Origin of the sequence: Ornithinimicrobium humiphilum (assembly GCF_006716885.1) — a bacterium.
Lineage (GTDB): Bacteria > Actinomycetota > Actinomycetes > Actinomycetales > Dermatophilaceae > Ornithinicoccus > Ornithinicoccus humiphilus.
In genome coordinates this window covers 1,417,240-1,436,551 of record NZ_VFPU01000001.1, presented here as the reverse complement: position 1 = coordinate 1,436,551, position 19,312 = coordinate 1,417,240, and the positions used below count along the sequence as shown (strand labels likewise).

At 72.2% G+C, this 19,312-nt stretch carries 17 protein-coding genes; 8 read left to right on the top strand and 9 right to left on the bottom strand.

What is annotated here, in order from left to right; genetic code table 11:
* Positions 1-119: 119 nt before the first annotated feature.
* Entirely contained in the window at positions 120-1,706 is a 1,587-nt protein-coding gene (locus FB476_RS06595; RefSeq protein ID WP_141818075.1) for a serine/threonine-protein kinase, read from the bottom strand.
* Positions 1,707-1,794: 88 nt separating this feature from the next.
* Here FB476_RS06595 and lipB point away from each other — a divergent pair, with 88 nt between their 5' ends.
* The 4 genes from lipB (at position 1,795) to FB476_RS06575 (ending at position 5,289) form a co-directional block, all read left to right on the top strand.
* The gene (lipB, locus tag FB476_RS06590; RefSeq protein WP_141818074.1) at positions 1,795-2,439 is read left to right on the top strand and encodes a lipoyl(octanoyl) transferase LipB; all 645 of its coding nucleotides are present in this window, start codon (positions 1,795-1,797) and stop codon (positions 2,437-2,439) included.
* 100 nt (positions 2,440-2,539) lie between these two features.
* Positions 2,540-3,133 (top strand): hypothetical protein, encoded by a 594-nt coding sequence (locus tag FB476_RS06585; protein WP_141818073.1) that lies wholly within the window; start codon positions 2,540-2,542, stop codon positions 3,131-3,133.
* A gap of 111 nt (positions 3,134-3,244) precedes the next feature.
* Positions 3,245-4,318 carry an ABC transporter ATP-binding protein gene (locus FB476_RS06580; RefSeq protein WP_141818072.1) on the top strand — a complete coding sequence of 358 codons (1,074 nt, stop codon included), beginning with the start codon at positions 3,245-3,247 and terminating at the stop codon, positions 4,316-4,318.
* Entirely contained in the window at positions 4,315-5,289 is a 975-nt protein-coding gene (locus FB476_RS06575; protein ID WP_141818071.1) for an ABC transporter permease subunit, read from the top strand. Before FB476_RS06580 ends, FB476_RS06575 begins: the two co-directional genes overlap by 4 nt.
* A gap of 86 nt (positions 5,290-5,375) precedes the next feature.
* Here FB476_RS06575 and codB read toward each other — a convergent pair whose 3' ends face one another.
* Together codB and FB476_RS06565 are read right to left on the bottom strand one after the other, a co-directional pair.
* Positions 5,376-6,680 (bottom strand): cytosine permease, encoded by a 1,305-nt coding sequence (gene codB, locus FB476_RS06570; protein ID WP_238329584.1) that lies wholly within the window; start codon positions 6,678-6,680, stop codon positions 5,376-5,378.
* A complete protein-coding gene (locus FB476_RS06565) occupies positions 6,677-7,177 on the bottom strand; it encodes a nucleoside deaminase (protein ID WP_141818070.1) in 501 nt (166 codons plus the stop codon). Before FB476_RS06565 ends, codB begins: the two co-directional genes overlap by 4 nt.
* 160 nt (positions 7,178-7,337) lie before the next feature.
* On the opposite strand from FB476_RS06565, the gene FB476_RS06560 reads away from it, so the two are divergent.
* The 3 genes from FB476_RS06560 to FB476_RS06550 all read left to right on the top strand — a co-directional run bounded on the left by FB476_RS06560 (position 7,338) and on the right by FB476_RS06550 (position 10,858).
* Positions 7,338-8,834, top strand: a complete 1,497-nt coding sequence (locus tag FB476_RS06560) for a PucR family transcriptional regulator (protein ID WP_170233554.1) — start codon at positions 7,338-7,340, stop codon at positions 8,832-8,834.
* A 136-nt stretch (positions 8,835-8,970) separates the two neighbouring features.
* Positions 8,971-10,038: a lipoyl synthase gene (gene lipA, locus FB476_RS06555; protein WP_141818068.1), complete on the top strand. Its 1,068-nt coding sequence runs from the start codon at positions 8,971-8,973 to the stop codon at positions 10,036-10,038.
* A 28-nt stretch (positions 10,039-10,066) separates the two neighbouring features.
* Positions 10,067-10,858: a DUF4191 domain-containing protein gene (locus tag FB476_RS06550; protein ID WP_141818067.1), complete on the top strand. Its 792-nt coding sequence runs from the start codon at positions 10,067-10,069 to the stop codon at positions 10,856-10,858.
* A gap of 68 nt (positions 10,859-10,926) precedes the next feature.
* Here the strand turns inward: FB476_RS06550 and FB476_RS06545 are convergent, their stop codons facing one another.
* On the bottom strand, positions 10,927-11,595 hold the full coding sequence (locus tag FB476_RS06545; RefSeq protein ID WP_141818066.1) for a hypothetical protein: 669 nt from the start codon (positions 11,593-11,595) through the stop codon (positions 10,927-10,929).
* Between the two features lie 338 nt (positions 11,596-11,933).
* Positions 11,934-12,362, bottom strand: a complete 429-nt coding sequence (locus FB476_RS06540) for an RDD family protein (RefSeq protein ID WP_238329583.1) — start codon at positions 12,360-12,362, stop codon at positions 11,934-11,936.
* A 115-nt stretch (positions 12,363-12,477) separates the two neighbouring features.
* Between FB476_RS06540 and glnA the strand changes: the two genes are divergently transcribed.
* Positions 12,478-13,902, top strand: a complete 1,425-nt coding sequence (glnA, locus tag FB476_RS06535; protein WP_141818065.1) for a type I glutamate--ammonia ligase — start codon at positions 12,478-12,480, stop codon at positions 13,900-13,902.
* Between the two features lie 398 nt (positions 13,903-14,300).
* Here the strand turns inward: glnA and FB476_RS06530 are convergent, their stop codons facing one another.
* The 4 genes from FB476_RS06530 to FB476_RS06515 all read right to left on the bottom strand — a co-directional run bounded on the left by FB476_RS06530 (position 14,301) and on the right by FB476_RS06515 (position 19,289).
* Positions 14,301-15,443 (bottom strand): baeRF3 domain-containing protein, encoded by a 1,143-nt coding sequence (locus tag FB476_RS06530; RefSeq protein WP_141818064.1) that lies wholly within the window; start codon positions 15,441-15,443, stop codon positions 14,301-14,303.
* 52 nt (positions 15,444-15,495) lie between these two features.
* Positions 15,496-16,677, bottom strand: a complete 1,182-nt coding sequence (locus FB476_RS06525; protein ID WP_170233553.1) for an FUSC family protein — start codon at positions 16,675-16,677, stop codon at positions 15,496-15,498.
* Entirely contained in the window at positions 16,667-17,086 is a 420-nt protein-coding gene (locus FB476_RS06520) for an HIT family protein (RefSeq protein WP_238329582.1), read from the bottom strand. Before FB476_RS06520 ends, FB476_RS06525 begins: the two co-directional genes overlap by 11 nt.
* A 70-nt stretch (positions 17,087-17,156) precedes the next feature.
* Positions 17,157-19,289, bottom strand: coding sequence for a S9 family peptidase (locus tag FB476_RS06515; RefSeq protein ID WP_141818061.1), 2,133 nt, complete (start codon positions 19,287-19,289; stop codon positions 17,157-17,159).
* Between the last annotated feature and the right edge of the window lie 23 nt (positions 19,290-19,312).

The following is a 19,312-nucleotide window of genomic DNA, read 5'->3' as shown; positions in this document are numbered from 1 at the left end:
ACCGGTCGGCCGCGCCCTCGCGCGTCCGTGGGCGGTGGTCGGATGGCTCCGCCCTGGGGTCGGCTGGGCCCCGGGGGGTGCTGCGGAGACCTGCCGGGTGATGACCTGCCTGTTGACCCCTAGGCCGGCTCCCAGGACCACAGGCGCCACGGCGACCCCGGGTCCTGACGGGTGAGCACGAGGCGGACGGGTCCGACGTCGCCCGGCTCCTCCACGAGCACCTGTCCCTCGTCGCCCACGCCCCTGACGCCGTCGCGGCCCAGCACCGCCTCCACCTCGAGCCGGCGGTCGGTCCGGGCCACGACCTCGACCTCCGCGACGGAGAACGCCAGCTCGGGATAGCGCAGCTCCAGGTCGACCGCCCGCTCGAGCGAGGCGGTGTCCGTCGTGAGGGCGGGCGAGCCGGACGCCAGCACGTCGGCCAGCCGGGCGAGGTCGCCCTTCCGCCAGGCAGCGGCCCGGCCGTCGACGAGGCCCTGGAGGACCGCGGCGAGGTGCTGGTCATCGGCGTCCTCGGGCCCTGCCGTCTCCGGTGGCTCAGGTGCCGGTGGTGGCTGTGGCTCAGGTGCCGGTGGCTCGGGTGCCGGTGGCTCGGGTGCCGGTGCCGGCCGGGGCTCGGCCTCGACACCTCCTCCTGCCGCAGCCTCGTCCGGTCGGTCCGCCACGCCCCGGACGACGTCGACGGCGCGCGGGGCCACCGCGGGCACCACGAGCGCCCCCGTGACGAGGAGGACCAGCGCCGCCGCGAGCGCGACGAGCAGCCGCGGGCGCTGCTGCCAGCCCGACCGGGTCGCGGCCCGTCGCCGAGCGCGGGTCTCGTCGGCGGCGCCCAGGTCGTCGCGGGCCGCGCGCCGCAGCCGCTCGGTGACGCCGAACCCGGGGTCGGCGTCAGGGGCGACCTCCACCGGCTCGGGCGTCGCCGCGGCGAGTAGGGCGAGCGCCACCTCCTCGGCGTCCGGCCGGTCACCGGGCTCGGGCGCCAGGCACCGGGTCACGAGGTCGGCGAGCCCCGCGGGCAGCCCGGGAGCCAGCTCCTCCAGGTCGCGGCGGGACCACGGCGGGCCGGGCGGCTCCCCTGCCAGGCACAACCAAGCGACGGCACCGAGCTGGTAGACGTCGGACTCCTGCGTCGCCGGGAAGCCCTCCACGACCTCGGGGGCCACCATGCCCGACGTCGCGCCGGTCCCCTGCGGGTCGCCCGGCGTCACCCCCGTCACGCGCGCCGCCCCGAGGTCCCCGAGCAACGGCATACCGTCGCGCAGGAAGAGCACGTTGCCCGGGGAGAGGTCGGCGTGGACGATCCCCTGGCCGTGCAGGTCGGCGAGGGCCCCCGCGACCGGCTGCAGCGCCGTCACCAACTCCCCCGCCGTGAGGATGCGCCGCCGGGCCAGCACCTGCGCCAGGGAGCCACCGGCCGCCAGCTGGGTCGCCAGCACCACGCTCGCCGGTCGGCCGCTCACCGGGTCGGGCAGCGGCAGCACGTCGTGCAGCCGCACCACGTGGCGGTGGCGCACCCCGGCCAGCAGCCCCGCCTCGCGCAACCCCTCGGTCACGTCGCCACCGGCGGGCGTGAGCACCTTCAGCGCCACGTCGAGCCCGTCGCCGAGCCGGCGGGCACGCCAGACCGTCGCGCTGGCGCCCTCCCCCAGCCGTCCGAGCACCTCGTAGCCCGGGACCCTCGGGAGCTCCTCCGGCTCCTGCTCCATCGCCCACCTCCTCGCAGGTCACCCACCGTGCCAGCAGGGGCCCGGCGCCCGCAGGAGTTGTCCACAGGGCCGCGCGTACAGTGGCACCATGCGTTTCGAGCACCTCGGCTTCGCCCCCGACTACGTCGACTACCAGCAGGCCTGGGACCACCAGCGGGCGGTCCACGCGCAGGTCGTGGCCGGCGAGCTGCCCGACACCGTGCTGCTGCTCGAGCACGCCGCGGTCTACACCGCCGGCAAGCGCACCGAGCCGCACGAGCGCCCGCTGGACGGCACGCCGGTCATCGACGTCGACCGCGGCGGCAAGATCACCTGGCACGGTCCGGGCCAGCTCGTCGGCTACCCGATCGTGCGCCTGCCCTCCCCCGTCGACGTCGTCGCCCACGTGCGCCGCCTCGAGGACGTCATGATGACCGTCTGCCGCGAGCTCGGCGTCGAGACCATGCGCGTCGAGAGACGATCCGGCGTGTGGGTGGCCGCCGACGAGCGTGGCCCCGAGCGCAAGATCGGCGCCATCGGCATCCGCGTCAGCCACGACGTGACGATGCACGGCTTCGCGCTCAACTGCGACAACGACCTCGGCTACGCCGACGTGGTCATCCCCTGCGGGATCACCGACGCCGGCGTCACCTCCCTCTCGCGCGAGCTCGACCGCGACGTGACGGTGGCCGAGGTGCTGCCGCTGGTGACCGCGCAGCTGGAGCGGGTGCTGGACGGGGCCGTCGCGCGCTGACGGGCCGCCGTCCACAAGGGCGGTGACCCTCGGGGCGTCGTCCACAGGCTGGCCCGCGACTCCTGCGGGGGGCGACCGTCCCCGCCTAGCCTCGGGCGCCATGACGACGAACGAGGGGGCCGCGATCGAGCACGAGAGCGCTGGCCCGCGGCACTGGGTATTGGTCGGAGGGTGCGGGCTGCTGTGCGTGGTCATGGTGGCTGTCGCCGCCACGACCCTGGCCGGGGACGTCGTGCTCGTGCCCGTCGTCACGCTGATCACCGGGACCGTGGCGCTGGTGACGGCGGGACTGGTCATCCCGGCGCGGCGGCGCATCCGCATCACGGCCGGGGAGGTCCAGGTCCGCCCCACGTTCGGCCCGACGGTCTACCTCCGCCGCGCGGCCATCTCCCGGGTATCGCACGTGGGCCGGGCCGGCGGACACGGCGTGCTGGCCCTCCTCGACCACGAGGGGGCGGTGATCCACCGGTTCCGGACCGAGGACTGGCCCGAGGACACCGTGTCTGCCCTCTACTGGCTGGGGACGCACAGGACGGCGATGGACGAGTCCCCCCGCCCGCCCCCTCACACGCCACCGGCCGCCATCGAGGCCGCAGCCCGGTCGGTGGGCTTCTGGGTGTGCACCACCGTCGGCGTCACCTGCGCGATCGTCGGGCTGGTCTACGTGGTGATCGGTGGTCTCGGTGCGATGTGACCACGATCGCGCGGGACACGCTGCAACAGATGAGGTCCCGACGACACAGAGGGGGTGTTGACTGGGTGACGCAGGTCCGGACGGCCGTCCGGGGGTAGACGGGAGCTGTGGATGGGTGTCGCCGTGTCGACGGACGAGGGGCTGGCGATCGCCACCCGGGGGTTGCGCAAGACGTTCCGGACGCTGAGGGGGCGACGGGTCGCCGTGCACGGCCTCGACCTCGACGTGCCCGCCGGCGGCGTGCACGGCTTCCTCGGCCCCAACGGGTCGGGCAAGACCACGACGATCCGGATGCTGCTGGGCCTGACCCCCGCCGACAGCGGCACGATGCACATCTTCGGCACGCCGGTGCCGCAGCGCCTGCCCGCCGTCGTCGACCGGGTCGGCGCGATCGTCGAGTCACCGAAGTTCTTCCCCACCTTCTCGGCGGAGAAGAACCTCACGCTGCTGGCCGACGCCATCGCCACGCCCCGGTCGCGCGTCGGCGAGGTCCTCGACAGCGTGGGGCTCACCGGGCGGGGCAAGGACCAGTTCCGTGCCTACAGCCTCGGTATGAAGCAGCGGCTCGCCATCGCGGCGACCCTGCTCAAGTCCCCCGACCTGCTGATCTTCGACGAGCCGACCAACGGCCTGGACCCCGCCGGCATCTCCGAGATCCGACGCACCATGCGCCGCCTCGGCGACGAGGGCCGCACGGTGCTCGTGAGCAGCCACATCCTCTCGGAGATCGAGCAGATCGCCGACACCGTCTCGATCATCGGCCGCGGTCGCGTGCTGGCACAGGGCTCGGTCGCCGGGCTGATCGGCGCCGGCGGCGGCACGGTCGAGGTGGGCGTCCGGCACCCGGGCGCGGCGATCCGCATCCTGCGCGACGCCGGCTTCTCCGTGGAGTGGATGGCGCACCCCGCCGGTCACGACGCGGTCGAGGGACTGGCCGCCCGCTGGGACGACGACTCCGCGGGCCTGCTCAACGTCACCGGTGCCGAGCCGGCCGAGATCTCCCGCCTGCTCGGCGAGCAGGGCCTGTGGGTCGAGCGCCTCGTGCCCAACCGTCGCGGGCTGGAGCAGATCTTCCTCGAGCTCACCGAGGGCGAGGGACTGCCCGCCCCGACCGTCGACCCGGGCGCGGTCGGCGGCGACCCGGCGGCACCGCATACCGGCGACCGTGGGGAGGAGGATCGATGATCCGCCTCACCACCGTCGAGCTGCGGCGCCTCGCCTCGCGCAAGATCCTGTGGGTCTGCATCCTCGGTGCCGCCGCGATCGTGATCTCCGTGCTCGCCACCGTCTACCTCCAGGCGCGCACCATCGACCTGGCGCGGGCCGGGATGCTCGAGGAGTACGACCGGATCGTCGCCGACCACCAGCGCTACGTGCAGGAGTGCCTCCAGCAGGAGGCCCAGGAGCGCCGCACGACCGGCAACCCGACGATCGACTACGGCTGCGAGGAGGGCGGGCCGCCGACGATCGAGGAGATGTACGGGCAGATGCCGTCGCTGGCCGAGCAGTACACCCAGCTCCTCCAGGGCCTGGTCTACCCCTTCGCCTTCCTGGCACTGGTGCTCGGCTCGACCGCGGTCGCCGCCGAGTTCGCGCACCGCACGATGGGCAGCTGGCTGACGTTCGTGCCCCGCCGCACACCCGTCTTCGTCTCCAAGGTCCTGGCCCCGATGCTGGCCTCGGTGCCGATCACGCTCGTCGGCGCCGGTCTGACGCTCGTCGGCGTGCCAGTGATCTTCCGCTGGTTCCGTCTCGACGACGGCGTGACCGGGCAGGAGTGGGTCGACCTGGGGTGGATGCTGCTGCGCCTCCTCGTGGTCGTCATGGTCGCCGCCGCGCTCGGCGCCGGCGGGGGGTTCCTGGTGCGGCACAGCGGAGTCGTGGTCGGCGTGGTCGTCGGCTACCTCGTGATCGTCGAGGGCATGGTGGGCAGCGCGCTGTCGGGCGTGCAGCGCTACCTCCTGGCCCGCAACATCAGCGCGTTCGTCCAGGACGGCACCACCTGGGAGATCTGGACCGACTGCGACGGCATCAACGGCTGCCGCTCCATCGAGCAGTCGCTCTCGCTGGAGCACGGGGCGATGGTCATGGCCGTGCTGCTGGCCGTCGTGCTGGTCGTGGCCTGGGCCAAGTTCCGGACCGCCGACATCGACTGAGCTGGCGGGCACCTGCACGACGGCGCCCCACGCACACGAACGGCCCGCGGCGCCCCCCGAAGGACGCCGCGGGCCGTTCGCGTCCGCTAGCCCTGCTGCGGAGCGGGCCGACGGCGCAGGCTGCGCACCAGCACCGCCCCGAGCAGCGCGACGAGCGCCCCGACCACCGGCGGTATGAAGAAGGCGGCCTCGTTGGACGCCCACGCGGCGGCGCACCCCACGGCATACACGGCGATGTTGTCCCAGCGCACACCGTCCGGCACGAGGCTGGTCGTCGAGCCCCACTCGTCGCGCCGCGCCAGGTGGTCGCCCAGGATGACGCCGCCGAGCGGCGGGATGAGGATGCCCAGCCATACCAGGTAGGTGATCAGGCTGTCGTAGATCCCGGTGACCGCGAGCAGCGTGCCGAGGACCACGCCCGCGATGACGAAGGGCTTGCGCCTCCGCGAGTTGAAGAGCTCGGCGCCCGCGACACCCACGTTGTAGGCGGTGTTGTCGTTGGTCGTCCAGATGTTGGCGACCAGGAACAGCAGGCCCCACACGACCAGGCCCAGGTTGAGGAGCACGACGACGAAGTCGCCCTCGCCGAAGGCCAGTGCCCCGATCGCGCCCGAGAAGAGCATGAGCATCTGGGCGCCGAGGAAGGCCGCGATGCAGGTCCAGAAGCCGGCCGCCGGGGTCCTGGCGAAGCGCGTCCAGTTGGGCGCCTGCGTGCCGCCGGAGGCGAAGGTGCCGACGATCAGCGTCACGGCCATGGCCAGGCCCATCGTGGACTCCGGCTTGATCGCGAGCATCTCGCCCACTCCCCCGACCTCGGCGAACGCCTTCCACGCCACCCAGGCGCCGAGGATCAGCATCAGTGGCAGCGCGACGAGGGACAGCACGTACATCCCCCGGTAGCCGATGTAGGCGGTGATGCCCATGAGCAGGCCGGAACCGAGCATGAGCCACCGCACGGCGGCATCGCTCTCCCAGCCGAGCGCCTGCCCGGTGAGCAGCGCCAGGGTCGCCACGGAGACGCCGTACCAGCCGACCTGCGTCCCGCCCAGCAGGAGGGAGGACATCTTGGCTCCGGCGCGTCCGAAGGTGGCGCGCGCCATCATCGCGGTCGTCAGGTTGGTGCTGGCGCCGAGCCAGCCCAGCGCGCTGACGTAGATGCCCAGCACCAGGCTGCCCAGCAGGAGCACGCCCATGAGCGGCAGGAACGAGTAGGCAGCACCGACCTGCGCACCGGCCAGCATCGTCGGGGTGAACATCGTGAAGCCGACCAGGACCACCGCCAGGGAGAACCAGGACTTCCGGGCGTGGTGCGGGACCGGGTCGACCGGATAGTCGGGGTCGACCGTCGCCGCCTGCACGTCGGTCAGCGGCTCGTCGGTCGCGCGCGTCACGGCCGCTCCTCCCCGATGTCCTCGAACCACAGGTCCGGGTGCTGCTCGATGAACTCGGTCATGAGGGCGACGCACCGCTCGTCGTCGACCACGATCACCTCGACGCCGAGCTCGGCGAGCCAGTCGTGCCCGCCGGAGAAGGTCTGTGCCTCCCCCACGACGAGCCGCGAGATGCCGAACTGCCGCACCAGGCCCGAGCAGTACCAGCACGGCGAGAGGGTGGTGACCATCGTCGTGCCGCGGTAGTGCGGCTGGCGGCCGGCGGCACGGAAGGCGTCCGTCTCGGCGTGCGCGGACGGGTCGCCGTGCTGCACGCGCCGGTTGTGGCCCCGGCCCAGGATGGTGCCGTCGGCGGCCAGGAGCGCCGCCCCGATGGGGACGCCGCCCTCCTCCTTGCCGAGCAGCGCCTCCTCGAGAGCCGCCTCGAGGCCCGCCCGCTCCGCGGCGCCGAGCTGCGCCGCCCGCGGGGCCTCTCCCTCCAGGATGTCGTCCGTCATCGGGTCCTCCTTCGTCCCCGGCGTCCTCGATGACGCCGCGTGCTGTCGAGCGTGGCAGTGCTCGACAGCACGCGACAACGGGCGGACCGTCTTGTCCCGGACCGCCGACCCAGGACAGGATGTCCGGAGTCACCCCTGCACGACCGGCGAAGGAGCCGTGATGCTGACCCTTGCCGAGTTCCTCGCCCACGAGTGCGTCCGTCGTGCGGAGCCGGAGCTCCTCGGCAGGGACGAGCACCGCGAGCGCGAGGTGCAGTGGGTCCACTCCAGCGAGATCTACGAGATCGCCCCGCTGCTGTCCGGCGGGGAGGTCCTGCTGACCACGGGCCTGGGCCTGGCCGGGGCGGACGCCGGGTCACGGCGCCACTGGGTCAGGGACGTCGCCGCGCGCGGGGTCGCCGCCGTGGCCCTGGAGCCCGGCCGGTCCCTGCCCGAGGTGCCGCCGGAGATCGTGGACGAGGCGCGACGCGCCGACCTCCCGCTCGTCGTCCTCCGCGCCGTGGTTCCCTTCGCCGAGATCTGCCGGCAGGTCAACTCCGACCTGCTCTCCGCCGAGCTCGCCCGGCTGCGGCGCAGCGACGAGCTCGTGAGGCAGCTCCACGACGAGGCCGCCGACGGAGCGGGCGTGGAGGAGGTCGTCGTCCGCATCGCCCGTAGCGTCGGCGCGCCGGTGGAGGTGAGCACCCTCTCGGGGCAGGTCGTCGCGGCAGCAGCGCCACCGGACGGACCGGCTCGCCGCCCGGACGACCACCCCGCCCGCTCGGTCGTGCGCGTCGCCGGAGCGCCGTGGGGACACGTCCTGGTCGGGGCCCGCTCCTCACCGGAGACGCAGTTCTACGCCGACCGGGTGGCCGCCGTCGTGGGGCTCGTGGTCGAACGGTCCGTGCCCGAGGGCGTCGGAGCCGGCCGGGCGGGGGTAGCCCTGCTCGGGGACCTCCTCGAGCGCGGGACCGCCACGACGCCCGACCGCACCTCGCTCCTCGCGCGTATGGCGTCGTGCGGCTTCCACCCCGCACCGCACCACGCCGTGGTGGGCGTGGCCGGGGCCTGTGCCGACCCCCGGCGCAGCGCGATGCTGCTCGCCCGCGCGGAGGGCCTGGGGCCGCACCTGGTCGATGCGGTGCGCGGGCAGGTCCTCGGCCTCGTCGCCGTGGCCGCCGCCGGGGACCCCGCCGGGCGGGTGGCCGACCTGCTCGACGGCACGGCCAGGGACACCGGCACAGAGCTCGTGGTGGGGCCGCCTGTCGGCCTGCCCCTGGCCGGCCGGACGCTGCAGCGCGCCCGGGCGGGACTGGCCGTCGGCCCGGGAGTCCCGGGAGCCGCCAGCTGGCGCCGCTCGACCGTGCCCCATCTGCTCGGTGCCGTGCCGCCCGACCAGCTGGACACCTTCCTGGACGACGCGCTCGGGGCGCTGCGTCGCTGGGACCGCGAGCACGGCACGGAGCTGGTGCGGACGCTGGACGTCTGGATCGAGCACGGCCTCAACATCAGCGCGGCAGCACGCGCCCTGCTCGTGCGGCGGCAGACCGTGCACGAGCGGCTGGCCCGCATCCGCGACACGCTCGGCTACGACCCCGCCGACGGCCGGGAGCTGGGGCACCTCGTCGCCGCGGTCGCGGCGGCCCGGGTGCGACGCCCCGGGAGCGACGGGGCCTGAGCCGCAGACCGCCGGGCACTCCCATCCGCGGTGGCCGCCCCTGCCCACCCGCGTTTCGGCATACCCCTCGTCGCGCTTAGGCTGGGGTGGTGCATGCCCGCCGCGGCGGGCACCGTGACAACGCTAGGAGCACCCTGTGACCGTCGCACCCGAGGGCCGGCGCATGCTGCGGGTCGAGGCCCGCAACGCCGAGACGCCGATCGAGCGCAAGCCGTCGTGGATCCGCACCACCGCCAAGATGGGCCCGGAATACCGCGAGCTGCACTCGATGGTCAAGACCGGCGGCCTGCACACGGTCTGCCAGGAGGCCGGCTGTCCCAACATCTTCGAGTGCTGGGAGGACCGCGAGGCCACCTTCCTCATCGGCGGTGACATCTGCACCCGGCGTTGCGACTTCTGCGACATCGCCACCGGCCGCCCCGGCCCCCTGGACATGGACGAGCCCCGCAAGGTCGCCGAGTCCATCCAGAAGATGGACCTGCGCTACGCCACCATCACCGGTGTCGCCCGCGACGACCAGAAGGACGGCGCGGCGTGGCTCTACGCCGAGGTCATCCGTAAGGTCCACGAGCTCAACCCGAACACCGGCGTGGAGATCCTCCCGCCCGACTTCGGCGCCGTGCCCGAGCTGGTCCAGCAGGTCTTCGACGCCCGCCCCGAGGTGTTCGCGCACAACCTCGAGACCGTCCCGCGCATCTTCAAGAAGATCCGCCCGGCCTTCACCTACGACAAGTCGCTGAAGGTGCTGTCGATGGCGCGCGACAACGAGCTCGTCACCAAGTCCAACCTCATCCTGGGCATGGGCGAGGAGGAGCACGAGATCGAGCAGGCCATGCGCGACCTGCACGACGCCGGCTGCGACATCCTCACGATCACGCAGTACCTCCGGCCCTCCAAGCTGCACCACCCGATCGACCGCTGGGTCAAGCCCGAGGAGTTCCTCCACTGGTCGGACCTGGCCGAGCAGATCGGCTTCAAGGGCGTCATGGCCGGTCCGCTCGTGCGCAGCTCCTACCGCGCGGGCAAGCTCTACGCCTCGGCGATGACCAAGTGGGGCCGCGCGATCCCGGAGAACCTCAGCCACCTGCGCGAGCAGTTCGAGGCCGCCGTCCCGGCACGCCAGGAGGCCGCGTCGCTGGTCGCCAGCGGTATGACCGGCGACCCCCGCCAGGACCTGTCCGCCGTCCGACGCAGCGCCTGCTGACCGTCCGGCACCACGTATCCTGATCCCCATGTCCACGAGCACGAGCGACGCCGGCGAGCCGACGAAGAAGGGCCTGTTCGGCCGCCGCACCAAGAAGACCAAGGACCCGAAGAAGCCGGGTCGGGTGGCGCAGGTCCGCCAGGTCTTCGACATGACCCGCAAGGCCGACCCCGCCGCCGTCTGGTGGATGCTGCTGGCGGCGCTGGGCGTGCTCGTCGTGGCCGTCCTCGTCGGCCTGTGGATCGACCAGGTCGTCTACTGCCTGATCATCGGTCTGCCGCTGGCGATCCTCGCCGCGACGATCATCCTGGGCCGGCGCGCCGAGCGTGCCGCCTTCGCCCAGATCGAGGGCCAGCCGGGCGCCACGTCCGCCGTCATGGGCCAGCTGCGCCGCGGCTGGTTCTACGACCAGGAGCCCGTCGCCGCTGAGGCCGGTGGCCAGATGCGCGGCATGCGCGACCTGCACAACGCCGCCATGGTCTTCCGCGCCGTCGGCCGTCCGGGTGTCGTGCTCATCGCCGAGGGCCCGCGCGGCGCCGCCCAGCGCCTCGCCGCCTCCGAGCGCAAGCGCGTCGCCCGCGTCGTCGGCGAGGAGGTGCCGGTGCACACCATCACCGTCGGCTCGGGCGAGGGCGACCTCAAGCTGCGCCAGGTCGTCCCCTCGATCAAGAAGCTGCCCAAGAAGCTCACCAACGACGAGGCCATGGTCGTCCAGCAGCGCCTCAAGGCGCTCGGTGGCAAGAACCGCCCGCCGATCCCCGCCGGCATCGACCCGACCCGCGCCCCGCGCATGAGCCGCAAGGCGCTGCGCGGCCGCTGACACGGCATACCTGAGAGTGGCGGGAGGGCCCGGGCGATGCGTCGCCCGGGCCCTGCCCTTGTCCTAGGTCACGGTCGGTGACGGCTGGCCGGAGCAGCGACGACGCTGGCGATGCACTGTCCCTGGTTGGGATATCCGTAGAGCTCCCATCCGCCCTTCTTGCAGACCTCTGGGGAGGCGGCCGTGATCTGCGCGTTGAGCGAGTAGACACGGTGAGCGACCTGGTCCAGGGGATGCTCGAGCTCGAGCGGCTCGCCGACCTCGGGTGGACCGGACAGGTTCGCCTCGTACGGAGCCGGGGCCCCGAATCCGTAGTCCATCACCACGACGCTGCGGCCGACGGCGTAGAACCCCAGGTTGGAGCCCTCGGTGACACCGACGCTCTCGTCGAAGTCGGCCGTGTGGGCACCTGGGGCGGCTACCTCCACCACTTCGGAGAGCCAGGTCACCGTGTAGTCGGAGTCGACGACGACGAAGCGAACCGCCCCGGCCCACCCGGCGAAGAAGTCGATCGAGGTGAAGTAGCCGTCGAAGGGGGCCGGGTTGTTCGTGTCCACGACCGTGAAGTGCTCGTAGCCGTCGCCCCACGGGCGGGGCACCGCCGGGTTGCCAAATGTGGCGGTGACGGCGAGAGCGGGTGCCGCCAGCGCGGTCACCACCCCGAGGGCCGCCAGGACGGCGACCGGGCGCGGGCCGCGGCGCCGGCGACGCGATCGTGGTACTTGGACTGTGCTCATCTGGGGACTTCCTTTCAACGTCTCCCGAGCTCCGTCGCTTAGGAGAGGCTCTGGCCCCCATGCCGGGCGGGTGCCCGTGTCCTCCCGAGATTCCCTGTGGCCCACCAGTGCGCCAGGCTTCGGCGGCTCCGCATCCTGCTGGTCACGAGCGTCAATCTAGGGCCACCGAGCGCGCGCTGTCCCGGTTCGGAGGCGGGCCTCTCGGAACACTCACGACTCACCACACGATGTTGTCCAGATGGACCGATGCATCAGGCCGATCTGACAACAACGTGTGGTGAGTGGGCCCGACCCGCCCCGGTATGCCGTGCGCGCGACCGCTCGTGCCGCGCCGCGTGTCAGCGGGTGCGGATGACGACCGAGCGCGCCGCCTTGTCGTGCCAGCCGCGGCCCTCGGCGTCCATGACGAGCGCCGGGACGAAGAGGCAGAGCAGCGCCGCGCGCGCGACGGAGCGCAGCGGGGCCGGCGGCACCGGCTGGTGGAGGCTGTCGACGGACACCACGCGCAGGCCCAGGAGCCGGTGCCCGACGGTCGTGCCGAGGGTGCTGACCAGCAGGACGTTCTCGACGAAGAGCAGCCCGAGCGGCAGGAAGGCCTCGGTGCCCTGCACCTCGCCCCACTGCATACCGAGCAGTCCGACGGCGATGAGCTGGCAGAGGAACCAGTCGACGAGAAGGGCGGCGGCACGCCGTAGAAGACCGGCGACCGAGCCGCTACCGCTGGGGGGAAGACCCAGGGACTGACCCTGGTAGGACGGCTCGCTCACACGTCCCAGCGTAACGATCGGTGAAACACTCCTGAAACATCGGGGTGACGGTGCGGAAACCACCTCGGGCTACTGTCAGGCACGACCGAACGGGTCCAACTAGGAGGCACACCACATGTTCAGCAGTGCGGAGGAGGTCCTCGCCTTCATCAAGGACGAGGACGTCAAGTTCATCGACATCAGGTTCTGCGACCTTCCCGGCGTCATGCAGCACTTCAACGTGCCGGCCGAGTCCTTCGACGAGGAGGCCTTCAGCACCGGGCAGATGTTCGACGGGTCCTCGATCCGCGGCTTCAAGTCGATCCACGAGTCCGACATGAAGCTCATCCCCGACCCCCAGACGGCCTACCTCGACCCCTACCGGGCCGAGAAGACGCTGATCATGAACTTCTCCATCGTCGACCCGTTCACCGACGAGCCCTACGAGCGTGACCCCCGTCAGATCGCTCGCAAGGCCGAGGAGTACCTGCGCTCCAGCGGCATCGCCGACACCGCCTACTTCGGTGCCGAGGCCGAGTTCTACGTCTTCGACGACGTGCGCTTCTCCACCGGCCCCAGCGGTGGTTATTACCACATCGACTCCATCGAGGCGGCGTGGAACACGGGCCGCTCCGAGGAGGGTGGCAACCGGGGCTACAAGCCGCGCTACAAGGGTGGCTACTTCCCGGTCCCGCCCGTGGACCACTTCGCCGACATCCGTGACCGCATGTGCCTGGACCTGGCCGAGGTCGGCCTGGCGGTCGAGCGTGCCCACCACGAGGTCGGCACCGCGGGCCAGCAGGAGATCAACTACCGCTTCAACACCCTGCTGCACTCCGGCGACGACATGATGAAGTTCAAGTACGTCATCAAGAACTCCGCCTGGGCCGCCGGCAAGACCGCGACCTTCATGCCCAAGCCGCTCTTCGGTGACAACGGCTCCGGCATGCACACGCACCAGAGCCTCTGGAAGAACGGCGAGCCGCTCTTCTACGACGAGAACGGCTACGGCGGCCTGTCCGACATCGCCCGCTGGTACATCGGTGGTCTGCTCGCCCACGGCCCGTCGCTGCTGGCGTTCACCAACCCCTCGATGAACTCCTACCACCGTCTGGTGCCGGGCTTCGAGGCCCCGATCAACCTGGTCTACTCGGCCCGCAACCGCTCGGCGTGCGTCCGCATCCCGATCACCGGCAGCAGCCCGAAGGCCAAGCGCATCGAGTACCGCGTCCCGGACCCGTCGGCGAACCCCTACCTGGCGTTCTCCGCGCAGCTCATGGCCGGCCTCGACGGCATCCGCAACCGCATCGAGCCGCCGGAGCCGGTGGACAAGGACCTCTACGAGCTGCCCCCGGAGGAGATGGAGGGCATCGAGCAGCTGCCCACCTCGCTGCCGGAGGTGCTCGACGCGCTCGAGGCCGACCACGCCTACCTCACCGAGGGTGACGTCTTCACCGAGGACCTCATCCGGGCGTGGATCGACTACAAGCGCACCCACGAGATCGACCCGATCCGTCTGCGCCCGCACCCGCACGAGTTCGAGCTGTACTTCGACATCTGATCGACATCGCGGCGGTGACGTCGCGAACTGATCAGAGCGAAGCGAGCGTGTCGCAACGGCGCGGCATCTTGACCGGGTGATGCCGGTCCGAGGCCCGCGGTGGGAGACGAGCAATCGTCTCTCGCCGCGGGCCTCACCCTTTTGGGTGAAAGCGACGTTTGGATGCGCTACGAAGACAGGGCCGGGTCTAACGTCAGCAATGGCCCGGCTCGCTCACCGTCAGCACCGGGCCGCCAAACTGCCCGGGGCCGGAAACAGAGTGGTAGGAAATGGTCGCCCTGACGACCACGATCCACCACTCTCCTGATCAGGACCGGACCCCCGCGACTGCACCGCAAGGACACGAACGAGATGGCCGCCACAGGGCGACCACCTCGTCCACGTATGCCGGCTGCGCGTCAGTAGCGCATCACCGCTGCCACGGGAGCCCCGTCGGGAAGCTCCTCGAGCACCCGCACAGCTCCCCCGTTGCGCAGGGTCGCACGGGCGGCGGCGTCGACCACACCGCACACGTCGTCCTCGTCACGGCCCGGGCGGACGATCGCCGGACCGTCGGGGTTGCCGGTGTAGCACCCGTCCGCCGAGATGAGCAGCGTGTCGACACGCCCCTCGGCAGCGGCCGCGGCCACGTCCTCGGGCGTCGCCGCACCGTTGCCCCGGGCCAGCTGCTCCTGGTAGCGGTCGAGCAGCCGCGCGGAGTCCTGTGCGAGGCGGGTCTCGACGAGCCCCCAGGCGGCCGTGCGCAGGTCGTCCGCGCTCATGTCGTCGGGGTTGCGCTCGATCGCCGCGTCGAGCAGGTGCGGATAGGTGTTGATCGTGCGGTAGACGGCCACCCACTCTGGCAGGCCGGCCAGGATCATCGGGATCGTGCGACCGGCCAGGTGCTCCTCGACGCCCCGGGCGACCTCGCGGAAGAACTCGGTGACGTCCTCCTTGTGGACGTTGTCGGCCGAGCCACCGCCGTAGTAGACCGACCCGGCCTGGCCGCTGCGCCCGGACGCCGTCGGCCGCGGCACCGAGTCGGAGGCGGGACCGTCGGGCTCGAAGACGTCCTCGAAGGCGCTCGGCACCGACGGCACGTCGAGCTCGCCGATGCGGTCGCGGCTGCCGCGCAGCACGCGGACGTGCCGCTGGCTCAGGGTGAGGACCACGTAGTTCTGGTCGCTGAGCAGCGGCAGCACCGGCCCGAGCACGAAGCCCGACCCGATGGCTGCCAGCTCGGGCAGCTCCAGCGGGACGCGGTACATCGCGCTCCAGCCGGGGGCGAGATACATGGCGAGCCCGTCCGCCATGTGGCTCCACGCCATACCGTCGCCGTGCAGCTCCCGGGCCGGGGCGAGCAGCTGCGCGACGTCGCGCTGCTCGTGGCCGTCCTCGAGAAGGGCCGCCTCCACCGCGCCGAGCAGGTTCTTCCACCGGAGGCGGTCGGCCTCGCTCTCCTTGCCCCCACCCACGCGGTGGGTCGGGATGAACAGCGAGACGCGCGTGCCGTCCCCGTCTCCCACCAGCTCCTCGAACTCGGCCCGGGTCATCAGATCCATGAGGTCCTCCTTCTCGATCGCGGTTCCTGCGAGGCTAGCCGTTCGCCACGCTTTACGCAGGTGCGTTGCCGGGCCCTCCGGGCTCGGGCGGGAGGGTGTCGGCCCTCCCGGCGGCGTCCTCGAGCGCCTTGACCGCCGCGGTGTAGGTCAGCCCGAGCACGCGCAGCATGTCGACGGACGCCGAACGCACCTGCCAGGCCAGCGCCTGCTCCGCCGGCGAGCCCTTGCGCAGCGCCTTGCTCGCGGTCACGGCGGCTCGCAGCACCTCCTCGCGGGCGGTGTTCATGCGCACGGTGCCCCGGACCCAGTCGCGGAGCACCCGCAGCGCCTGGGACACCTGGTCGACCGCGGTCACGAGGCTCTCGTCGGTCTCACCGCCGTGCCGCGCCAGCGTGGCCGCGGCGCGCGAGCTCGACCGGGCGGAGGTGACCATGATCCCGGCGCGGACGGCCAGCTGCTCCATCGCGCGCAGCCGGCGCCGCTGCACCAGACGCGTCTTGCTCGGCGCGAGCGTGATGCGCTCGCGCGTCGCGTTGATCGCGGTCTCGAGGTCGCGGCCGGCGGTCTCCAGCTGCTCCAGGTCGCTCAGCACGCGACGCGCCGTCTTGAGGTCGGACTCGTCGAGCGCTCGCGCGAGATCCCGGTATGCCGTGGCGAGCCTCTCCAGCAGCTGCTCAGCTGTGGTGAGCGCCACCCGGTGGGGGTCGGGCGCGAAGAGCGCGTTGAGCGTGATGGCCACGAGCCCGCCGATGACCGCGTCGATGAGCCGCACGTGCGGCGGGGTGTTCTGCAGGGGGACGAGGACCATGACGAACACCCCCGTCACGGCCGCCTGGTTGGCCATGAGCGAGCTCGCGCGCAGCGCCACGGCCGCGGACATCCCGAGCAGCACGGCGAGCGCCAGCTGCCACGGCCCCGCGCCGATGAGCCGGGTCAGTGTGTCGGCGAGCAGCAGCCCGAGGACGACGCCGGTCGTGATCTCCGCCGCGCGCACCAGCCGCTGGCCGGCCGACAGCCCGACCGAGACGACGGCGGCGATCGGGGCGAAGACGGCGTCGGCGGACGGGAAGACGAGGCTGGCGATGAGGTAGGCCAGACCGGCGGCGCTGGCGGCGAGCAGCAGGTGGGGCAGGTTGCGCCGCACCCGTCGCAGCGCCCTGATGGCACGCGTGCGGGGGCGGACCCGCCGCATCCACAGCGCCGGGTCGCGCCGCACGTCCGGGTCAGGCTGCACCGGTGCCCAGCGCCTCCCGCAGCCGGCGCCCGTAGGCCTCGGCCTCCCCCTCGTCATACTTCGTCCGCGGCCAGAAGAAGCCCCGCAGCCCGTCGCCCTTGGTGCGCGGCACGACGTGCACGTGCAGGTGGGGCACGGACTGGCTCACGACGTTGTTCATCGCCACGAACGAGCCCTGCGCGCCCAGCTCGGTGCGCATCACGCCGGCCAGGGTCCGGGCGGTGGCGAAGAGCGGCTCGAGCTGGTCGTCGGGCAGCTCCGTCAGCGTGGGTATGTGGTCACGCGGCACCAGCAGCACGTGCCCCTTGAAGACGGGCCGGGTGTCGAGGAAGCCGACCGCCGTGTCCGTCCGCAGCACGATCTCGGCGGGTTCGTCCCCGGAGACGATGCGGCAGAACAGGCACTCCACGCAGCGATGATGGCACGGCCCGACGGGGCCGCGCGGGGTGGAACGACGGGCGTCGCCCACCCCGGCGACGTCAGCCGCGCAGCTCGGTGGCGCCCAGCTGGTCGAGCATGAACGCGATCTCGAAGGCGGTCTCGCGCCACGCGTCATACCGACCGGTCTTGCCGCCGTGGCCCGCGACCATCTCGGTCTTGAGCAGGATCGGGCGCTCGGCCGGGTCGTTGGTGACGGTCTCGCGCAGGCGCGCGACCCACTTGGCCGGCTCGACGAAGAAGACGCGCGTGTCGTTGAGGCCGGTGGTCGCGAGGATCGCGGGGTAGTCGGTCTCGCGGATGTTCTCGTAGGGGCTGTAGGAGCGCATGATCTCGTAGATCTCGGCCGACTCCAGCGGGTTGCCCCACTCCTCCCACTCCCCCACGGTCAGCGGCAGCGAGGGGTCGAGGATCGTCGTCAGCGCGTCGACGAAGGGCACTCCGGCGTGCACGACGCGGAAGCGCTCGGGCGCGAGGTTGACCACGGCGCCCATGAGCAGACCGCCGGCGGAGCGGCCCTCGGCGGCGAGCCGGTCTGGGGCGACCCAGCCGGTCTCGACGAGGTGGTCGGCGCAGGCGACGAAGTCGGTGAAGGTGTTGCGCTTGTGCTCCATGCGGCCGGTCTCGTACCAGCCGCGGCCCATCTCGCCGCCGCCGCGCACGTGCGCGATGGCGTAGACGACGCCGCGGTCGAGGTAGGACAGCCGCGCCACGGAGAAGTAGGGGTCGATGGAGATCTCGTAGGAGCCGTAGCCGTAGAGCAGGCCGGGGTTGGTGCCGTCGACCTGCACGTCCTTGCGCGCCACCAGCGAGATCGGGATCTTGGTGCCGTCGGCGGCCGTAGCCCAGAGGCGGTGCTGCTGGTAGTCGGCCGGGTCGAAGCCGCCGAGCACCGGCTGGCGCTTGACCAGGTCGAGGTCGCCGCTGACCAGGTCGAGGTCGTAGATGCTGCGCGGGGTGACCAGCGACTCGACGACGACCTGGAGGGTGTCGGTGTCGTAGGTCGGGTTGGTGCCGGTCTCGATGGAGTAGACCTCCTCGTCGACGGGCACCTGGTAGCCCTGGCCCACCGGCAGGCCCGCGGTCGACAGCGGCAGCACCTGCACCTGGGTCAGGCCGTCGCGGCGCAGCGAGACCGCGAGGTGGCCGGAGAAGGCCTCGACGCCGCTGATGCGCACGCCCTCCTCCCCGGGCAGGACGGTGCGCCACTCCTCGGCGGAGCTGCTGCCGAGCGGCGCGACCGCAAGCTCGAAGTCGCGGTGGCTGCGGTTGTGGACGATCCAGAGGCGCTCGCCCGCGGGCTCGACCTCGTACTCGACGCCCTCCTCGCGGGGGGCCACGACGCGGAACTCCCCCAGCGGGTCCTCGGCGGAGAGGATGCGGAACTCGGAGGTGTTCTTGCTGCCCAGGCCGATGATGATGTGGCGGTCGTCGCGGGAGGCCCCGACGCCCATCCAGAAGCGCTCGTCGTCCTCCTGGTAGACGAGGACGTCGGTCTCGGCGGACGCGCCGACCTCGTGCCGCCAGACCTGGTAGGGCCGCCACGCGTCGTCGACGCGGGTGTAGAAGATGTGGGCGGCGTCGGCGGACCAGGCCGTGCCGTAGCCGATGCCGGTGACCGCGTCGTCGATGACCTCGCCGGTGGTGAGGTCCTTGATGCGCAGGTCGAAGCGCTCGTCGCCGGAGGTGTCCACGGCATACGCGAGCCGGTCGCCGGAGGCGCTGACGTCGAAGGCGCCGAGGGAGAAGAACTCCAGGCCCTCCGCCTCGGCGTTGCCGTCGAGCAGCACCTGCTCGCCCTCGGGCGGCGAGGCGGGGTCGAGCACCGGGCGGTCGGGCGAGTCACCGACGGCGATGCGGCCGTGCACGGCGTACTGCTGACCCTCGATCGTGCGCGAGTAGTACCACCAGTCGCGGTGGCGCACCGGGACCGAGAGGTCGGTCTCCTGGGTGCGGCCCTTGATCTCGGTGAAGACCGCCTCGCGCAGCCCCTCGAGGTGGGACGTCATCGCCTCGGTGTAGGCGTTCTCGGCCTCGAGGTGGGCGATGACCTCCGGGTCCTCCTTGTCGCGGAGCCACTCGTAGGGGTCGGACACGTCCTCCCCGTGGTGGCTGCGCACGGTCTCGCGGCGTGCGGCGACGGGTGGGGTCGGTCGGGTGGTCTCGGCAGTCACCCGCCCAACGCTACCCGCGAGTC